Annotated in this window: 12 protein-coding genes and 1 pseudogene; 6 read left to right on the plus strand and 7 right to left on the minus strand. The window is 52.1% G+C overall.

Going from position 1 to position 17,928, the window contains the following annotated elements; translation table 11 throughout:
- Positions 1-461 precede the first annotated feature (461 nt).
- Both KTT_RS32605 and KTT_RS32610 read left to right on the plus strand, forming a co-directional pair.
- Positions 462-1,115, plus strand: coding sequence for a TetR/AcrR family transcriptional regulator (locus tag KTT_RS32605; protein ID WP_160146297.1), 654 nt, complete (start codon positions 462-464; stop codon positions 1,113-1,115).
- 32 nt (positions 1,116-1,147) lie between these two features.
- Complete coding sequence (locus KTT_RS32610; RefSeq protein WP_126601886.1) at positions 1,148-3,763, plus strand: PEP/pyruvate-binding domain-containing protein; 2,616 nt, start codon at positions 1,148-1,150, stop codon at positions 3,761-3,763.
- 255 nt (positions 3,764-4,018) lie between these two features.
- Here the strand turns inward: KTT_RS32610 and KTT_RS37305 are convergent.
- Positions 4,019-4,600, minus strand: a pseudogene (locus KTT_RS37305) (helix-turn-helix transcriptional regulator); the annotation flags it as partial.
- 402 nt (positions 4,601-5,002) lie between these two features.
- Between KTT_RS37305 and KTT_RS32620 the strand changes: the two are divergent.
- A complete protein-coding gene (locus KTT_RS32620; protein WP_126601890.1) occupies positions 5,003-6,910 on the plus strand; it encodes a pectate lyase-like domain-containing protein in 1,908 nt (635 codons plus the stop codon).
- A gap of 235 nt (positions 6,911-7,145) precedes the next feature.
- Here the strand turns inward: KTT_RS32620 and KTT_RS32625 are convergent, their stop codons facing one another.
- The 6 genes from KTT_RS32625 to KTT_RS32650 all read right to left on the minus strand — a co-directional run bounded on the left by KTT_RS32625 (position 7,146) and on the right by KTT_RS32650 (position 14,033).
- Positions 7,146-7,385, minus strand: a complete 240-nt coding sequence (locus KTT_RS32625; protein ID WP_126601892.1) for a hypothetical protein — start codon at positions 7,383-7,385, stop codon at positions 7,146-7,148.
- Between the two features lie 213 nt (positions 7,386-7,598).
- Positions 7,599-8,249 (minus strand): response regulator, encoded by a 651-nt coding sequence (locus KTT_RS32630; protein WP_126601894.1) that lies wholly within the window; start codon positions 8,247-8,249, stop codon positions 7,599-7,601.
- Positions 8,246-9,769, minus strand: a complete 1,524-nt coding sequence (locus tag KTT_RS32635; protein ID WP_126601896.1) for a HAMP domain-containing sensor histidine kinase — start codon at positions 9,767-9,769, stop codon at positions 8,246-8,248. The genes KTT_RS32630 and KTT_RS32635 overlap by 4 nt, the downstream gene beginning before the upstream one ends.
- Before the next feature lie 66 nt (positions 9,770-9,835).
- A complete protein-coding gene (locus KTT_RS32640; protein ID WP_126601898.1) occupies positions 9,836-12,259 on the minus strand; it encodes an ABC transporter permease in 2,424 nt (807 codons plus the stop codon).
- On the minus strand, positions 12,256-13,023 hold the full coding sequence (locus KTT_RS32645; protein ID WP_126601900.1) for an ABC transporter ATP-binding protein: 768 nt from the start codon (positions 13,021-13,023) through the stop codon (positions 12,256-12,258). The genes KTT_RS32640 and KTT_RS32645 overlap by 4 nt, the downstream gene beginning before the upstream one ends.
- 233 nt (positions 13,024-13,256) lie before the next feature.
- The gene (locus KTT_RS32650; RefSeq protein WP_126601902.1) at positions 13,257-14,033 is read right to left on the minus strand and encodes a DeoR/GlpR family DNA-binding transcription regulator; all 777 of its coding nucleotides are present in this window, start codon (positions 14,031-14,033) and stop codon (positions 13,257-13,259) included.
- Positions 14,034-14,546: 513 nt separating this feature from the next.
- Between KTT_RS32650 and KTT_RS32655 the strand changes: the two genes are divergently transcribed.
- Genes KTT_RS32655 through KTT_RS32665 form a run of 3 tightly spaced genes read left to right on the plus strand, consistent with a single transcriptional unit; the run spans position 14,547 to position 17,926 of the window.
- Positions 14,547-15,791, plus strand: a complete 1,245-nt coding sequence (locus KTT_RS32655) for a Gfo/Idh/MocA family protein (RefSeq protein ID WP_126601904.1) — start codon at positions 14,547-14,549, stop codon at positions 15,789-15,791.
- Positions 15,792-15,809: 18 nt separating this feature from the next.
- A complete protein-coding gene (locus tag KTT_RS32660) occupies positions 15,810-16,838 on the plus strand; it encodes an ROK family protein (protein WP_160146298.1) in 1,029 nt (342 codons plus the stop codon).
- The gene (locus KTT_RS32665) at positions 16,835-17,926 is read left to right on the plus strand and encodes an SIS domain-containing protein (protein WP_126601908.1); all 1,092 of its coding nucleotides are present in this window, start codon (positions 16,835-16,837) and stop codon (positions 17,924-17,926) included. Before KTT_RS32660 ends, KTT_RS32665 begins: the two co-directional genes overlap by 4 nt.
- Positions 17,927-17,928 lie beyond the last annotated feature (2 nt).

Raw genomic sequence — 17,928 nt, forward strand, 5'->3', positions numbered from 1 at the left:
TTTCAGTGTAGGGATTATTAGCCTGCTGGGGCAGACGGAGTAGAATTGCTTATATGTCCGTTGTCCCAATAAACAGGGGGTTGGTATTGGACTTACTGTTTTCGGCCTGTGCCATTGCGGCACAGGGAACTGCCTAGTCACCGCGTTCGAAGCCATCGTGGCGATCCTCGTCTGGTCCTTCCGGCACCTGCATGATCCCATCGAGTGTCAGATTCATTAAAAAAACGGTTTTGCTCATGAATAATCCCCTTATGCTTTGATATTCTTACCCATTTAAAGAACGTCGAGTACATTCTATGTTCGCCAGAACGATAATTTGCCCTTTCCATTCCGACGTTTCATCAAGCATAACATCAAAAACCTGAAAAAACTTCTTACAGCTTGCTTTTTCAGATCAACTGCTGACAATGCACCTGCCAACTTTTTGACATGACTCGTATATTCATGATATGATCCATATCATGAATAAGCAAAGAGATTATCGGAGCCCGTTACGACAGGAACAGGCAAAGCGGACCCGTGAGCAGATTCTTGATGGGCTAATCCAGACCATGGCACAGGGAGGCCTGGCGGACCTTTCTATTCCGGCTGTTGCCCGCGTGGCGGGTGTCTCTGTACCAACTATTTATCGTTATTTCCACACCAAGCGTGAGTTAATCGAGTCGCTTGGCAGCTATATTGTTCAGAAATCAGGACTCCCCACAGTTTCATCGCTTCCCCAGAATCCTGAGGAACTAATCGCGCTCATTAAAGATGTATTCCTCCGCTATGAAGGCATTGACGAGATGTTACGGGCGGCCGCTATGAGCGAATTAAGCTATGAAATGCGTCAGCAGGCGTTGCCGCAGAGGCTAGGGTTGATTGATGAGGCATTGCGGCCGGTCATGGATCGCTTTGATGAGCAGGAACGGATACATCTTCGTAACAGCATATTTATTCTTACTACGACGGCGACCATACGTGCTTTTAGAGATTACCTCAATCTCACGCCGGAAGAAGCCGTTGAAACCGTAGCATGGGCTATTCGTGCCCTGACAAGTAGTTCTTCCCAGAAGGCGGTCAGGGATGCTACTTCCCCTCCCGATGTTTCAGAGGAGAAGCACACTTCTCCATAGTGTGGGAAACAAAGCGGTGAAAGGAGCCGTTGATGGAATATATATGTGCCCTGGCGGATGTACAGCGGCAGGAAGTGAATGTTGCGGGGGGCAAGGGGGCTAATCTGGGAGCGCTTATTCACGCGGGCTTTCCCGTACCTGCTGGTTTTATTCTTCTCACTGAAGCGTATCAACACTTTCTGGATACCTATAACCTGCTCAGCGAAATTGAGCATCTGGAACAGTCAGTGACGCCGGGTGATATCACTTCATGCGAGAGGGCCGCGCAGGCTATACGGACGCTCTTTATGCAACATCCCATACCGGATGTGACTGCGCAGGCTATTTCCCAGGTTTATCAGCAACTTGATACGCCTGGGGTCGCCATTCGATCGTCGGCGACCACCGAAGATTCACCGGTAGCATCGTTTGCTGGTCTACATGAGAGCTACCTCAATGTGGGGTCTCTCGAGGATGTTTTTACAGCGGTGCAGCAATGCTGGTCTTCATTGTGGACTCCACGTGCTATGAGCTATCGCGCCCGATTGGGGCTGAGCTCTCAACGGGTATCTATGGCCGTGATTATCCAACAGATGGTGCCAGCTGTGGCTTCGGGTGTGCTCTTTACCGTCAATCCAGTCAGTGGTTCGCGTGAAGAGATGATGATCAATGCCGTCTGGGGAATAGGAGAAGCACTTGTCTCTGGTCAGATTACGCCTGAGAGTATTCTCATCGAGAAGGTCACCGGGTGTATCAGGCGGCAAGGGGCTAATGGTGGAATAGGGACAGCGCTGGCACCATCTGTACTCAGCGATGAACAGGTTGAGCAACTGATATCGCTTGGAGAACGTATAGAAAAGCATTTTGGGATGCCATACGATATCGAGTGGACCCTGGTGAAAGGACAGATCTTCATCGTGCAGGCGCGTCCAATTACCACGCTTGCCACCACATTATCCCTGTCCGCGAATCATGATCTGCCAATTCCTCCGGGTGATGATTCCTGGGATCGTGAGCAGGACCAGCCACCGCAGCCGTATGATATATGGACGCGAACGAACGTCGGTGAAAACCTGCCCTATCCCGTCACTCCACTCACAGAGACCCATTTTCCTGTGATTTTTGGTCTGGACAGCGAATCGAGTCAACCAAACCAGCCGCAGATGGTGCGGCGCCTCTATGGACGACTGTATTTTAACGAAGGCGCGCTCGTACACAGCTTCACTGAAGAGCTAGGGCTTCCAGCCAGCTGGCTGCATAAGATATGGGGAAGTCGTCCTCGTGGTGCTCAGTTAGAACAGAATGCTTTTCGTCCCTGGCGCCTGTCGCGAAGACTTTTTCTACTTGTTACTCGCCCTAAACCAAAGAAGAAGAAGGTTAAAACGCCAAAAGATTCTCCAGAACAGTTTTTCGCGCATGTGGATCAGTGGGTCAACGATTTTGAGCGTATAGATCTCGACCGGCTTGATGATGAGCAGCTCTGGCAGGAGGGACTACCCACCTGGAGTCAACGAGGAGCCTATGCCTGGGCAGCCAACATGCGTTTTAGTATCGGTGCCGCGATAAGTTACGGGATCCTTGAAAGGATTGTGCACTGGTGGGCGCACAAAGACCTGGCACAAGACCTGGTTACGGGACTCCCCGGGGTGTACAGCGCTGAAGTCGGCCCTGATCTCTGGCAGATGGCGCGGATCGCTCAAGAGGGTGGGATACAGGAGTGGTTGCTCTCTTCAGATCCACGTACGGCGCTTGATCGGCTGCGATCAGATGAGGGCGGAAGGCAGATCATTGCGCAGCTTGCAGCGTTTCTCGCGCGGCACGGTCATCGCTGTCCCAACGAACTGGAGATGCGCAATCCGCGCTGGGCTGAGGAGCCGGAGCAGGTTATCGAATTGATCGCGTCATATCTTAATGCGGATAAGCACAGCGATCCTGTTATGATAGAGGCCCGTCAACGCCAGCGCCGTACCGTAGCGGTCTCTACGGTTGAGAGCGGGCTAGACCCTATACGCCGCCTGATCTTTCGTTTTGTGCTTGCGCGTGCCCAGCGTGCTGTGGCCGTGCGCGACAATAGTCGCTACACGATGGTGAAATTTCTCTTTCCTGTGCGCAAGATCTATGCCGAACTCGGGAGACGCTGGGTTGAGGCAGGTCAACTCACGCTGGCGGACGACATCTTTTTCTTGACGATACCCGAGATTGAGCAGCTTATTGCCACCCATGGTGTCTCACCCGAAGTACAAACGAGCATTGAGCAGCGTCGCCTCGCGTATGATTTCTGGTTTACAATGGTCGCTCCCGAGGCGCTCAATGCTTATGGTACGCCCATCACTGATGAAGGCGAGAATGCCATGCGCCTGCAAGGCATGGGGGTCAGCGGTGGCACAATGCGTGGTCGAGCACGCATCATAAAAACGATGCAGGAAGCTATGCAGCTAACATCGGGAGATATTTTTGTTACATCGGCGACAGATCCTGGCTGGACACCAGTTTTTCCCCTGGTTGGCGGTATTGTTTTGGAGATCGGTGGGCAACTTTCACACGGGGCCATTATTGCCCGCGAGTACGGCATCCCCGCGATAGTAAACGTACCAGGAGCGATGCGCCTGATCCGGGATGGGCAAATAATTGCGATTGATGGAAGCACGGGAATAATCAAACTCTCCTGATACGACAACTTGCCGCAATGGCGCCTTTTTTTTATCAGGTGTATCGGTAGTATGGCCAGCTTTTTGCGGCGCAGGAGCAGAAAAATTGACTTTCGTTCTGGATTTTTTTAAAAATGATTTTTTTAAAAGTCGCTTGCTTTTCCTGGAGGCTGGAACCGGATTGCTGGTCGGTGTGACGTGCTCATTCCAATAGGTGACAAGGTCGAAGGTATTGGGGCGTGTGAAGTGTTGCTCTGTTAATTGAATGCTCTGGATATGGAGGACGCGCACCACCTGTAGCGTACCCGCGCTTGCACCGACCAGATACCATGTTCCGGCTTTCGAGACAAGACCGTATGGGTCGATGTGTCGCTGGCTGTACCCATAGGTCAATCGCAGCGTGCAGTCCTGCCAGAGCGCCTCCTGGATCAACTCCAGATGTGAGTGGATCTGGTTTGAGCAGGTTGATTGCGTGGTGTCTATATGGATACGCTGGCGCACTTGCTCTGCCTGTACGCGAGAGGGAGCCGGGAGTGCGGCCGAAAGCTTGAGCAGGGCATCTTCCAGTACATGGTTCAATCCAAGATCGGTTAGGGAATTGAAGTTGCCTGACAGAAAAAGGGCGCGTATCTCTGCGATAGTCAGCCCGGTCAGCTTTGTCTGATAGCCATTCAGAAGCTCACAGCCACCGCCCGGTCCGCGCTCGGTGTAAACGGGTATGCCTGCCATACTGAGTGACTCGATATCGCGGTAGATGGTGCGCTCTGAAACCTCCAACTGCTCCGCCAGAGCCTGCGCGGTCATGCGTCCCCTTGTTTGTAACAGCAAGAGAAGTGAGAGTAGTCGATCTGCTCGCAAGGAATCCCTCCAATGTGTATTGCTGCATGGGATAACCTGTTTTTAGGACAAGAGCAAGTATACCATAGAAATCCTGTCAACATCTGACAGGATTTCTATGGTATACACTGGCATACTGAATGGGCACAAGCGCCAGATCTATCACTTGTGCCCATTCAGTATGCCTTTTCATGTCGTGGTGAGAGTACGAGCCGTCTGTTTGAAGGGTGATTGCGCAATAAAGGTTAAATATTTAGTATAGTGATCATCACATTGCAGAAACCGGTTTCTCATGTTATACTAGGAGATATTGTGCGCGAGGTGATCTGATAATTTTTTTTGTTCTGTATTGAAAAATAATTATGTTTTGATTTTTTTAAGAGCCGCATAGACGCGGCAAATTACAGATGAGGAGATCAGGAAATGAGCATTTTTCGTGCTTTCCTATCCCAAGGGCATCGACAGCCACTATCATGGAAGGCCCGGCGCATCTACACGCTGGGGGCTTTGCTCGCTTTGATGTGTATGATGGTCTCTGGCGGTATTGCCGGGGCGCTGTTGAGCACCAATGGGACCGCGCTGGCAGCGCAGTTGGTCCCTCCCAGTCAATCTGACTTTGGGCCAAATGTGTATATTTTTAATCCAAGCATGCCACAGAGCGAGATCCAGGCGACGGTCGATGCGGTGGCGAATCAGCAGATCCCCAATCAATTCGGAACCCAGCGTTATGCTTTACTATTTGAGCCTGGCACGTATGGATCCAGCAGCAATCCCCTCAATTTTCAGGTCGGCTACTACACACAGGTAGAGGGCCTGGGTCTTTCTCCGAACGATGTTGTGATCAACGGCTCTGTTGATGTACGTAATCAGTGTTTCGGGTCCAACAACTGTATTGCGCTTGACAACTTCTGGCGTTCGCTGTCGAACCTGAGTATCAATGTGACCACTCCGAATGCCGGTTGCTACAGCGGCGAGTTCTGGGCTGTGTCGCAGGCCGCGCCGATGCGACGTGTACATGTCAACGGGTACACGACTTTAATGGACTACTGTAGCGGTCCATCGTACGCCAGTGGTGGTTTCATCGCTGACTCGCAGTTCGATGGCAACGTCGTGAATGGTTCACAGCAGCAGTTTTTTGTCAGGAACAGCAAGCTCAACGGCTGGAGCAACGGTGTCTGGAACCAGGTATTCTCAGGTGTCATTGGCGCGCCTGCCCAGTGTTTCCCCGCGCAGTCCTCATGCGGTGGTCCCTACACCACGCTGGCGACCAGCCCGGTGACGCGAGAGGCGCCATACCTGTACATGGATGCCAATCAGCACTACAACGTCTTTGTACCCTCGGTGCAGCGCGACTCCTCAGGGACAACGTGGGCCAGTGGCGCGGCCTCTGGATCATCCATCGCGCTCAACAAGTTCTTTGTTGCCAGACCAACCGATTCCGTTGAGACCATCAATGATGCAGTAAGGTCTGGCCAGAACCTTATTCTGACTCCGGGCGTCTATCACCTGGACCAGAGCATCCAGGTTACGCGCCCTGATACTATCGTGTTGGGACTCGGCTTTCCCACCCTGATCCCTGACAACGGCACTGCAGCGATGACGGTTGCCAGCGCCAAAGGCGTCTCGATCTCAGGAATGATCTTTGACGCAGGCGCAACGAATTCCCAGGTTTTGTTACAGGTTGGTGATGGACACGCCCGTAGCGACCATGATGCCTCCGATCCAACCGCTCTGCACGATGTCTTTTTCCGCATTGGTGGTGCCCAATCGGGCAAAGCGACCACCAGTCTTGTCGTCAACAGCGACAACGTCATCCTTGATGACATCTGGGCGTGGCGAGCCGATCACGGCAACGGTGTGGGCTGGACTGACAATACCGCCGATACCGGTGTTATCGTCAACGGTGATAACGTGACCGCGTACGGTCTCTTCGTTGAACACTATCAGAAGTACGAGGTGATCTGGAACGGCAACGGTGGTACCGACATCTTCTTCCAGAACGAGATGCCCTATGATCCACCCAGCCAGGCCGCGTGGATGGAGGCGCCCGGCGTTGATGGTTGGGCGGCCTTTAAAGTAGGCAATCAGGTGACCAGCTTCAATGGCTATGGCATGGGTAGCTACAGTTTCTTCAACCAGGGAGTAGACATCTATGCCGCGCACGCCTTTGAAGTACCGACCACTTTACCGGCGGGCAGCCTGCATGATCTGCTCACCATCTTCCTCTCCACAAGTGGATCTGGTGGTATCCTGCATGTCGTCAACGATGCCGGTGGCTCGTCGACTAGCGCCAATCCCGATACCCCGGTTACCATCGTAAGCTATCCATAGTAACCAGTCCTCTTACCGGCTATATACTCAGGGCTCGTCAGCAACAACGTTACTGCTGGTGAGCCCTGACTTGTTGTTGAGCGTAGGTAAGCTTCTCGGGATTGCGGACGATCCCGAGCGTCTGAATTCTTTCGTAACCGGTGAAGGAGTGAATGAAAAAGAGTTCCTGGTTCAACCATATCAGGAGTGCTGGCGCACCATTTACAACGTTACAGGTCACGCTAAATGCATTTCTCTATTTGCAGGCCGGCTTTTCGATGATGCCCAGGCAGTAGCGCATGACCATGTTGAGTCCGACAATTGGACGTAGAGCAGCGGAGCTTTTGTCGCCTCCATCAGTCCAGGCAGTTACATCATCGGAGAGCGTTTCTGCCAGGGCCGATAGGTTGCCAGACTGGCAGGCGTCGAGAAAGCGCAGCAGGAGCTGCTGTTTGTTCAGCCAGAGAAGGTTGAAAGCGTGGATGACGCTCAGCAAACGGAGACTATATCACCACACTGTCCGACCGGCTACACGCCCCCGCCTGCCTGTAATGCGTCTTTGCCTGAAGAACCATCGTACCGTTGCAGCAACCAGCGTCTGCGTGAACAACTTGGATGGCAGCCACTGCACGGCATTTTTTCCGGCGATCCCGGCTGGTAGGCGTATCCAGACACCAACGGGGAAATAAAGATCTATTGGAGGGCATCTCTATTTGCGAACGATGCCCTCGCGCCAGGCAAAGATAGCCGCCTGCGTACGATCGGTTAGATGCAGCTTGCTTAAAATATTGTTGACATGGCTTTTTACCGTGCCTTCACTGATCACCAGTTGTTCCGCAATCATGGCATTGCTAAGTCCATTAGCGATTAAGCGCAGAACCTCTAATTCGCGTTCGCTAAGTGCGCGAAACGGGTTGATCTCTGGTTGATGTTTTCCCTGTAATTCCTGAACGACACGCGATGCGATACGTGGATGGAGGATGGCTTCACCCTGGATAGCTCTATGGATCGCGTTGATAATCTCTTCCCCGCCGGACTCTTTAAGCAGATAGGAAAGTGCACCGGCGCGGATAGCGGGGAAAATATATTCATCCTGTACGTAAGAAGTCAGGATGACAATGTGTGTTTGAGGACTTATGTGCTTAACGCGTTGTGTTGTCTCCACGCCGTCTACACCTGGCATGACCAGGTCAAGGAGGAGCACATCGGGGCGCCATGTTTTTACCAGCTCAATAGCCTCTGCTCCTGAACTGGCTTCGCCAACAACGTGTATATCGGGTTGGGTGGATAAAAAAGCCTGTATTCCCTGCCTGACAACTGCGTGGTCATCGGCAATACCTACCTGAATGATCTTTGTCATTCTCCCTCCGTTTTTCTGGCCAGTGGGATGTGTGCAGTGATAGATGTGCCATGACATGCTGCACTCTCGATGGTGAACAGTCCCTTGAGAGCTTCGATGCGTCCACGCATACTTTGTAGTCCTATACCGTGTTTTCTGGGGTGAGTAGTAGAAAGGTTAAAACCATATCCGTCATCTGTTATCTGAAGTGTGATCACACCTGGTGCTGAAAGTAGCTTGAGTGCGACATTGTGTGCTCCACTATGGCGTGCTATATTTGAGAATGCCTCCTGGGTGACGCGAAAGATAGCCAGCTCGATTTCAGTGGCTAAGGGTGGTAGCTGTTTTGTATGCACAGATGCCACAATTCTCGTGCGCTCTGACCAGGCGTGACAGAACTCTTGCAGTGCCACAACCAGGTTATTTTCAGTAAGGGCGACAGGGTGAAGGGCCTCAATAAGTGTTGCCAGTTCTTGCTGTGCCTGCATCGCTACTTTTTCCGCCTCAATAAGATGCTGATATGATGATGCCGCATCTTTCTGGAACAGTACACGCACCGCAGATAGTTGCATCTGGACCGCGAACAGATGTTGCTTTACCGCATCGTGTAAGTCGCGTTTCAAGCGTGTACGTTCCTCTATGATAGCCAGTTTTTTCCGTGTCAGTAGCAATAGCTGTAGTTGTTCTGCCATAGTATTAAGGGTTTTACTCAGTTGTCCCAATTCATCATGGGTTTTATCATGGATTATATTTTGAAATTCGCCCTTGCTCCACTCCCGGCTTGCCAGGGTTATGCGGCGTAGTCGACGCGTAAGATCATGTGAAATAAGTATTCCCGCGACGGTGCCTAACGCGCTGGCTAAGAAAATAAAGTAAAATCCTGCAGGTTGCCAGTAGCTCCATAATGAAGAGATAACCATTCCGAGTGATAGAGTGTGTGTATGTTGTATGCTGAGAGAACCGTCTATATCGGCGAGCAGATTGATTGTGATCTGCTTGTTTGCGTTCTGTATGGGTATGTTAACTAGAGACGCGCCTGTTGGCAGACGATGAATAATAGGGTTTGTAGATGGATAGGAAGTGCTGATGTCACGCAAAATTGGTTGGGTTGCTTGATAGACTTGAAGCTGAGTAAGCTTTTGTTGTGCTTGTTGAGCGCACTTTCCCGTACCCAGAGAAAGTAATTGTGAGCGGCTGCAGGAGGTTGAAGTTAAAATGCGGCCGTTATGATCAATAAGCGCTATAAATGTAAGCCGAGGCTCATCCTGATGGATATCATCAAAGAGCGGTAGCGCAAGTGCGTCACGCAGCGCCTCTTTATCCGAGCTGGTCGATATATTTTCTGGCGCGGCCGAGACGTGCGCGATCCCCTGTTTTTCCAATACTTCCAGCGGTGATACATTGGGTTGTTGGAGATCCCTCAACAACGGCAGCAACGTGATCGAGCACTCAGTTACCAGCGCCGCGACAAAGGTTGCGAACAGATATGTCAATGTGAGGCGCCAGAAAAGGTTCCCAACGCGCCAATGCATTACTCGCATATAGAGCAACTCCTTATACAGTGTGTCAAAATTAGTTTAAGCCACTATTATTTTACTATACTGTTTTTATTCGTAGTGTAGAAGCTCGGTGATGCGCAGGCGAGATGCGTTGTGGGTTGGAACGATGCTGCTCAGGGTTGAAATAGCCAGTAGTGCCAGCAACATCAGCAGAAAAACGAAGGGATCGAGGACAAAGTCAATGGACATCACAAACTGGCTAAAGAGATGTAAAAAAGCGTAGGCCAGTGGCAGTCCCACTATAGCGCCTATGATCCAGGCTATAACGCTCAGTGAGAGGCCCTGTATCCAGAAGACCTGCGCGACCTGCCAGGAGCTAGCACCCATGGCACGCAGGATGCCAATTTCACGACGGCGCTCCAGAACTGAAGCGGTTAACTCGTTAGCCAGTCCAATAAGAGCAGTGATCCCGACTATGAGCGCAACCCCATAGAGCAAAATGTACGAGATAAACCAGCTACGCTGATGACGACTAATATCATCCTGTACAAGGTAGACATTTACGATTCCACCGCCGCGTTCCACTGAGCCCCTGTTCATCATGTTGATGGCCATATTGCCGATCTGCTGTGTAATTTTTTGTGCTGCGGGTGCCGAAGCATCGTTTGCCTGTATCAAAACTCGTGACGCGGCATCTTTGACAACATGCGCAGGGATGCCCTGAAACTGATAGAGAGTGTTTACTGGAACGATTGCGGCTCCCATTTGTCCTAACCCATTCACGTTTTCATCGATGATGCCAATAATATGCCAGGTTGCGGGCTGATTATTTGTATTGCTTACCGCAATCTCGTTGCCGACGGTCAGCCCTGTTAATGCTGAAAAATGATTGCTAATGAGAACGACACTATCATCATCTGGACGCAACCAGCGTCCAGCAACCAAATGGTAATGATACATGTGTGTCTGTGGTTCAATCCCCCAGAGCGCAAGGCGTCCCCACCGGGTATTTGCCCCTCCTTGACCGTAACGTTCAATGGTATGAATATTCTGAATGCCGCTGAGATCTTTGGTAATCTGACCAAGCGTCATCTGAGGGCCCAGGTCGACTTCAACCTGGGCATGAAAGTTGGTAAAGACCGAATTGACGGTATGATTGATAGAAACAGTCAAGGTTTGAACCACTAAGAAGCTTGTACCAGTAATGCTCAGCATAGAGATCGCGAGGAATGCTCGCCAGCGCTTGCGGAAAAAGCCGCGTAGTCCCAACCACACCGTTTGTGGGATCCAGCTGGCTCGCCAGGCAAAATGGGATAATACAGCATTTTCTTTCTCTCTACTGATACCATAAGCGGAAAGGGCTTCGTGGATAGTGATACGCGTTCCATTCCATACTGGGAGCAAGGCTGTGAGCGTTGGTACACCCATGCCGACAAGAAACGCGAGCAGGATAAGATTGAATGGCAACGTAAATGGTCCCAATGCCAGTGGAATAGATGGTGCCAGGGTAGAGGCGAGAGCATAGCCTCCGGCGATTCCCAGGCTCAGGCCCAGCATAGTTGCCAACGCGCCACAGGTAATTACAAAACCCAGATACTGTCTCATAATGTGCCACCGCGTCCCCCCCAGCGTTTTCATCGTACCAATGATTGCCGTTTGCTCAGTGATGAACGTTGTGACCGTATTAAAAATGAGGATGGCATCTATACATATAGCCAGAATAACCAGCGTCAAGAGCAAAGTAAAAATGCCAGTTATTTGCTGCAGCGGCACGATAGCGGGTTCTGGAAAAGTGGTAGCGAGGACGCGTACATGTTGATTTTGTAATGCATCTTGTAGTGTCTTAGCTGTCGTATTCACCTGCGTAATATCATCAACCTTATAGTGAATCAAAAACTGGCGTGAGGGGTGGTTGGGTTCATCGCTATTTGTAAGCACATCTAATTGACGCAGGCCTGCATCGCTCATATATGCCTGCGCTTTTCCTGAAATAGCAGGATCGATGCCTGCGGTACGTACCATTCCTACTACATGCAAGCGGGCTTCTCCATGAATCGTATCGATGCTGACTGTATCACCGATAGTGACGTTTGCTAAAGTGGTATCCCCATATTCCATTACAATTTCGCCAACTTTTGGATAACGACCGCTTACAAGTTCAAATGGATTCAAGGTGGTAGATGGTTGGTTTTTTACGCTGGGGTAGCTCACAATTTTGAGGGGAGTATAGCCGGGAGCTCTACTGATGCGCCACAGAGTAGAAACGCGAGTCTCAAGTTGCATCGTCTTAACGTTGGGAACAGACTGCAGTGTGTAAATAAGCTTGGGATTTGATTGATCGACCAGCATCGTAATATCTGGTTGTGTTGTTTGATTTTCAATGGTATAAGCGTAGGCTGAAAAGAGCATATCTTTCGTCAGATTGATGCAGGTCAGACCGAAGACGCCGACGAGAATGCCAATAATTATCAGCAGAGTGCGCCCTTTTCTCAATGTCATATCGGCCATAAGTTTACGCATGCCTGCGGTCATGAATGCACCTCCTTTAAAGGTGTGATGATAGCAGTTGTGCCATCTGCGTGGACAATCTGCCCATCCAATAGATCGATCCTTGCGGAAGCGAGCGAGGCGAACTGAGGATTATGGGTAACGTAGATGACTGTTTTTTTCTGGTGTGTGAGGTTTGTCAGCGTCTGAAAGATTGAATGTGCGGTTACCGAGTCAAGGTTCCCGGTTGGTTCATCGGCAATCAAGACTGGTGGATCATTGGCCAGGGCTCGCGCAATGGCGACACGCTGCTGCTGGCCTCCGGATAATTCTGCAGGCAAGCGCTGGGTGAAGGCGCCCATCTCTACCGTATCCAGACACACACGGGCACGCCCACGCCAGTCCTTGCGCCGAAGTCCACCACCACCTCCCAGTTCCAGTGCAAGCAAGACATTCTCAAAGGCGGTAAGGGTAGGAATTAACTGAAAAAACTGAAAGATGATGCCCACGTTGTGTCCACGCCAGCGGGCCAGTGCATTTTCACTTTGCGCTTTCAACTCGTATCCGGCAAAGATAACACGTCCTTTTGTGGGTTGATCAATGCCAGCGAGCATATTTAACAGTGTAGACTTACCACTTCCCGATGGTCCATTGATAGCGAAGAGACTCTGCGCGGGCACATCGAAGGTGAGGTCATGGAGGAGCGTAGTTTGTTGTGTTCGCGTCGTAACGCTGCGGGTAAGGTGTTCAACCTGTATTAATGCAGGCGCGTTTAAATGATAGCGGGTAGCTGTATGCATATCAGACATGTAAATGTAGTCCTCTCCAGTATACCTGTTCCAGAAACAGGGTATGTCCTTTGCCTGAATCGTTATATCAGGTTCCTGGATGAGTATAGAGCGATATCGTCACAAACTGATCTATCTCAAGTTAGATTCTGGCTCTACCTATAGGTAGATGCTGTTCGTAGGGACCTGTATCGAGTAGTGAGAAGAGGTAGCTGTGTTGCTATGAGTGATTTAGCGATGGTTTGCAATCGCCTTCAGGCTTGATAGACCTCGATGTCCAGATCGCGCAGGTGTTGGATGGTGGTGGGTGGGGTTTGATCGTCGGTAACGATGGTGTGTACGGAGGTGATGGGAGCGACAACTCCGGTGGCGACCTTGTCGAATTTGTGGTGGTCGGCGACCAGGATAACCTGGCGCGCGCACTGGATGATGACACGATCGGTATTGGTTTCCAGGGGATCGACATTGGTCAGGCCATCCTGAAGGCTGACGGCGCGCATGGAGATGATGGCTTTGTCGGCGCGTAGCTCCCGGAGCGTCTGCTCGACGATATGGCCGATCATGGAGAGTTCGGAATGGCGGATCACACCTCCGGTGATGATCAGGGTGATGTTTTCATTGCCCGCAAGCTGATGGGCGATATTGAGCGCATTGGTGATGACGGTCAGGTTCTTTTTGTCATGGAGATGGTGGGCCACTTCGAGGGTGGTGGTGCCCGAACCAAGGAAGATGGTCTCGCCATCCTGGATCAGCGATGCAGCCAGGCGCCCGATGCGACGTTTTTCTTCAATGTTTTCCGTCACGCGCTGCAGGATTGGCGGCTCGGTTGTCGTAGATGTGGGCGCGCTTGCCCCTCCATGCTCGCGGTGCACACGACCGATCGCTTCCAGTTTTTTCAGATCACGGCGAATAGTGGGCTCGCTTACTCCCAACTGCTCACTTAACTCTGTTACCCGAATATGCTGGCGTTGTTTGAGAATATGCTCAATCTGTTGGAGTCGCCTGGTCGTTAATGGCACTTCTGTACGCATTTTATATGCTTCTTTCCTCCTGTTTGTCGTTCTCCTCCCAGGGGCTCCACCGGGGATGTGAGGGTATCATTACGCCTCTATGCGAAGAGATACAATGAATACCATTCAACACCGTCTCATTGGTGACCAGTATACTGATCGGAGTATAGGGAAAAAGTCAAATCATGTCAAGGATTCGATCAGAGTGTGATCGAGTACATGCGTGAAAGCTTGACAAAGAGAAAAATTGATGGTAATTTCGAAAATAAATGATCATTTTAATGCTCTTATTTGATTGAATTTGATCGATTTTATGGCTTGTATGATGGAGCAATATTGAGCAGGGAGGTGATAGGCATAGCTGATGAAAAATGGATGGAGCGGCCCTGGTCTCATGGCCCATGCCAGATATGCTAAGAACCTTCTCAAAGAGCGCTATTGAGGGAATCGCCATTACCGTCACAAAAGGATAGCATTTATAGTATTGGGATATTGGTCTCTAAGGTGTTGCTATTAGATAGGAAGGAAATCCTGATGAAACCGGTTACACTGCTGATTATTGGCGCAGGTAGTAGAGGAAAGATGTACGCTGGCTATGCCCAGAAACATCCTGACCAGGTAGAGGTTGTCGGTGTGGCGGACCCGCGTGATTATTATCGCACGCACCTGGCGACCATACATGAGGTACCGAACGACAATGTGGTTTCCGACTGGCAGGAACTGGCGGATCGACCGAAATTCGCGGACGCGGTTGTGATTGCCACGCCGGATATACTGCATCGCGATCCAGCCATTGCCTTCGCCAATAAGGGCTACGATATCCTGCTGGAGAAGCCGCTGGCGCCAGACGCGGAGAGTTGCCGGCGCATTGTTGAGGCGGTACAGGCGAATAACAACATTTTCGCCGTTGGTCACGTTATGCGTTACACAAACTATACTCAGAAGCTGAAATCCTTGCTCGACTCCGGATTGATTGGCGACATTGTGAGTGTGCAGCACCTGGAACCGGTTGGCTACTGGCACTATGCGCATTCATTTGTGCGTGGAAACTGGGGCAACGAGGGTCGATCTTCCTTTATGCTGCTGGCCAAGTCCTGCCATGATATCGACTGGTTGCGCTACATGATCGGCCAGCGCTGTGTAAACGTTACCTCGTTTGGTTCGCTGCTGCACTTCAGGAAGGAGCAGAAGCCAGCTGCCGCCGGAGATGCCACGCGCTGTCTCGATTGCGCGTACGAGAGTCAATGTCCCTACTCCGCCAAACGCTTCTATCTCAAACGCCTGGCCAGCGGAAGTACGGGCTGGCCGCTGGACGTGATCACCACCGATTTCTCGCAGCAGGGCGTAGTGGATGTGCTGCGCACTGGGCCCTACGGCCGCTGCGTCTACGAGTGCGATAACGATGTGGTCGATCACCAGGTGGTCAATCTAGAATATGAGAATGGGGCCACCGCGTCCTTTACCATGATCGCTACCAGCGAGACCCGTGATCGTGAGACGATCATCTTTGGTACGCGGGGCGAGATCCGTGGCAATGGACACAAGATCGTGCACTATGATTTCTTGACGGAAGAGACCCATGAATACGAGATCGAGCGTGTAGAGGAAGCGAGTGGGCATGGTGGTGGAGACTACAAACTGATGCAGAGCTTCGTAGCGGCCGTCGCGCAGCGCGATCCCGGTAAGATCCTCTCCGGTCCACAGGAATCATTGGAGACGCACCTGACCGTGTTTGCAGCCGAGCAGGCTCGCCGTGAAAAGCGTGGTGTCGCGGTCTAGTTGATGTGGGGAAGACGTATGCAATATATACAGCCCGTCAATGAGCTGACCAATGCGGAGTCCGTGATTGTCGGTGTTGACGTGGGGGGAACCAAGATCGCGGCTGGCATCGTTGATGCGCATGGTCAGGTTATCGGGCAGGTCATGACAGCGACCGACACGCAAGATCCCGAGCGCACCTTGCACTCGATCGCCAGCGCTGTCAGGGAGTGTATCGAGACTGCCGGGATCGCGCCCGCACGCGTCAGAGCTGTTGGCCTGGGTATTCCTGGTATGGTTGATCCAGAGCGGGGAGTATGCCTGCTCTCGGTCAACCTGAACTGGCAAAACGTGGCGGTGCGCAGCTGGCTCGAACAGGAACTGAATCTACCATGTGTGATCGACAACGATGTCTGTGCCGCGACGCTGGGCGAAAGCATCTACGGCGCTGGACGGGGCGCACGCAACATGGTGTATCTCAGTCTTGGAACCGGCATCGCCGCCCGGGCGATCATGAATGGACAGCTTTACCGGGGCGCGCACGGCATGGCTGGCGAGGTCGGGCATCTTGTTGTAATGCCCGATGGCCCCCTGTGTCGTTGTGGCGCGTGTGGCTGTCTGGAAGCGCTCGCCGCCGGACCGGCCCTGGCGTTGTCCGCGCAGACCGCGATCGCAGCAGGGCAGGAGACGCAGCTCAAATCCTATTTGCAGCGACAGGGAACCCTCCGATCCGAGGATGTTTTCGCGGCTGCCGCCGACAATGATGGCCTGGCGCTGCGCATCTTGCGCCAGGCTGGTAAGCATATCGCCTATGGCATCTATCTGCTGGCGATGACCTTTGATCCACAGATCATTGTTATCGGGGGCGGACTGACCATGGTCCCAAGTCCCTTGTTGATCGAGATGCGTGCCAGGGCTGAATACCTGCTCGCGCAATCATCAACCAGCCGTACCATGTTTAGCGCCGAGACGCTGTGCATCAGCAGTATGGGACGCGACTGCGCTATTATTGGTGCGGCCGCGCTGGTCGCGCGTAGCAATGGACAACATACAAGGGAGAAACAATGAGCAATGAAACGCAATTAACGAAGAGGATCCCTACTGAATATGAATCACATACCCTACGCGAAATTTTGACTCAATCTACCGCATGGAGCGCGGCCCTGGAGGTTGTGGCGGCACAAAGAAAGGCTATCCAAACGCTCTGGCAGGCGAGGCGGTTCTCTGAGATCCTGGTGACCGGTTGCGGCTCAACCTACTATCTTTCGCAGGCGGTTGCTCCCCTGCTGCAACAACAATTGGGGATACGTGCCCGCGCCGTGCCCGCTTCCGAACTGCTTTTTTTCCCCGCCACCGTAATCGCGCCCGATAGCCAGCCATTGTTGTTGGCCATCTCGCGCTCAGGATATACCACCGAAACGATTCGCGCCACACAGGCGTTTAAGCAACACCACAACGGACCGGTAATCACCATCGGCTGCTATCCCGAGGCGGAACTGGTTGGCCTGAGTGACCTGGCGCTGATCATCGATGACGGTCAGGAACAGAGCGTCGTGCAGACACGCTCTTTTAGCGCCATGCTGGTTGCCGCGCAGGCCGCTGTCTCACTGGCACACGAAGCACAATTCGAGCGCATGCGTACACTGCCCACGCTGTGCGAGCACCTACTGCAGACCTACCATGATCTGGCGCGGCGGCTGGGTGAGGACAAACGTATCGAGCGCTTCTATTTTCTCGGCTCGGGTCTGCAATACGGACTGGCTTCCGAGGTTAATCTGAAGATGAAGGAGATGTCGCTCTCAGTCTCTGAAGCCTTTCACTTTATGGAGTTTCGCCATGGTCCCATGTCGATGGTCAATGAGCACACGCTGGTGGTAGGCCTGCTCTCAGACCAGGCTCGCGCCTCCGAACTTGCCGTGCTACGCGAGATGCGGGCGCTGGGCGGTCAGACGCTGGCCCTGTCAGAACAGCCCATCTCCCCAACTGAGGTTGATTTCTCCGTCCTCTTCAATTCGGGTCTACCAGAGGCAAATCGTGGTGCTTTCTATCTGCCACTGCTCCAACTGTTGGGGTATTACCGGGCACGAGTGAATGGGCAGACGCCCGACACACCACATAACCTGAGCGCGGTGGTTGTGCTGGATGGAGAGCAATAGGC

Origin of the sequence: Dictyobacter aurantiacus (assembly GCF_003967515.1) — a bacterium.
In the GTDB taxonomy this organism is placed as follows: domain Bacteria; phylum Chloroflexota; class Ktedonobacteria; order Ktedonobacterales; family Ktedonobacteraceae; genus Dictyobacter; species Dictyobacter aurantiacus.

Bases quoted from the DNA above. Each gene is read 5' to 3' on its own strand.
- KTT_RS32605 (WP_160146297.1), top strand. From the start codon at position 462: ATGAATAAGCAAAGAGATTATCGGAGCCCGTTACGACAGGAACAGGCA.
- KTT_RS32610 (WP_126601886.1), top strand. From the start codon at position 1,148: ATGGAATATATATGTGCCCTGGCGGATGTACAGCGGCAGGAAGTGAAT.
- KTT_RS32620 (WP_126601890.1), top strand. From the start codon at position 5,003: ATGAGCATTTTTCGTGCTTTCCTATCCCAAGGGCATCGACAGCCACTA.
- KTT_RS32630 (WP_126601894.1), bottom strand. From the start codon at position 8,249: ATGACAAAGATCATTCAGGTAGGTATTGCCGATGACCACGCAGTTGTC.
- KTT_RS32635 (WP_126601896.1), bottom strand. From the start codon at position 9,769: ATGCGAGTAATGCATTGGCGCGTTGGGAACCTTTTCTGGCGCCTCACA.
- KTT_RS32640 (WP_126601898.1), bottom strand. From the start codon at position 12,259: ATGACCGCAGGCATGCGTAAACTTATGGCCGATATGACATTGAGAAAA.
- KTT_RS32645 (WP_126601900.1), bottom strand. From the start codon at position 13,023: ATGTCTGATATGCATACAGCTACCCGCTATCATTTAAACGCGCCTGCA.
- KTT_RS32650 (WP_126601902.1), bottom strand. From the start codon at position 14,033: ATGCGTACAGAAGTGCCATTAACGACCAGGCGACTCCAACAGATTGAG.
- KTT_RS32655 (WP_126601904.1), top strand. From the start codon at position 14,547: ATGAAACCGGTTACACTGCTGATTATTGGCGCAGGTAGTAGAGGAAAG.
- KTT_RS32660 (WP_160146298.1), top strand. From the start codon at position 15,810: ATGCAATATATACAGCCCGTCAATGAGCTGACCAATGCGGAGTCCGTG.
- KTT_RS32665 (WP_126601908.1), top strand. From the start codon at position 16,835: ATGAGCAATGAAACGCAATTAACGAAGAGGATCCCTACTGAATATGAA.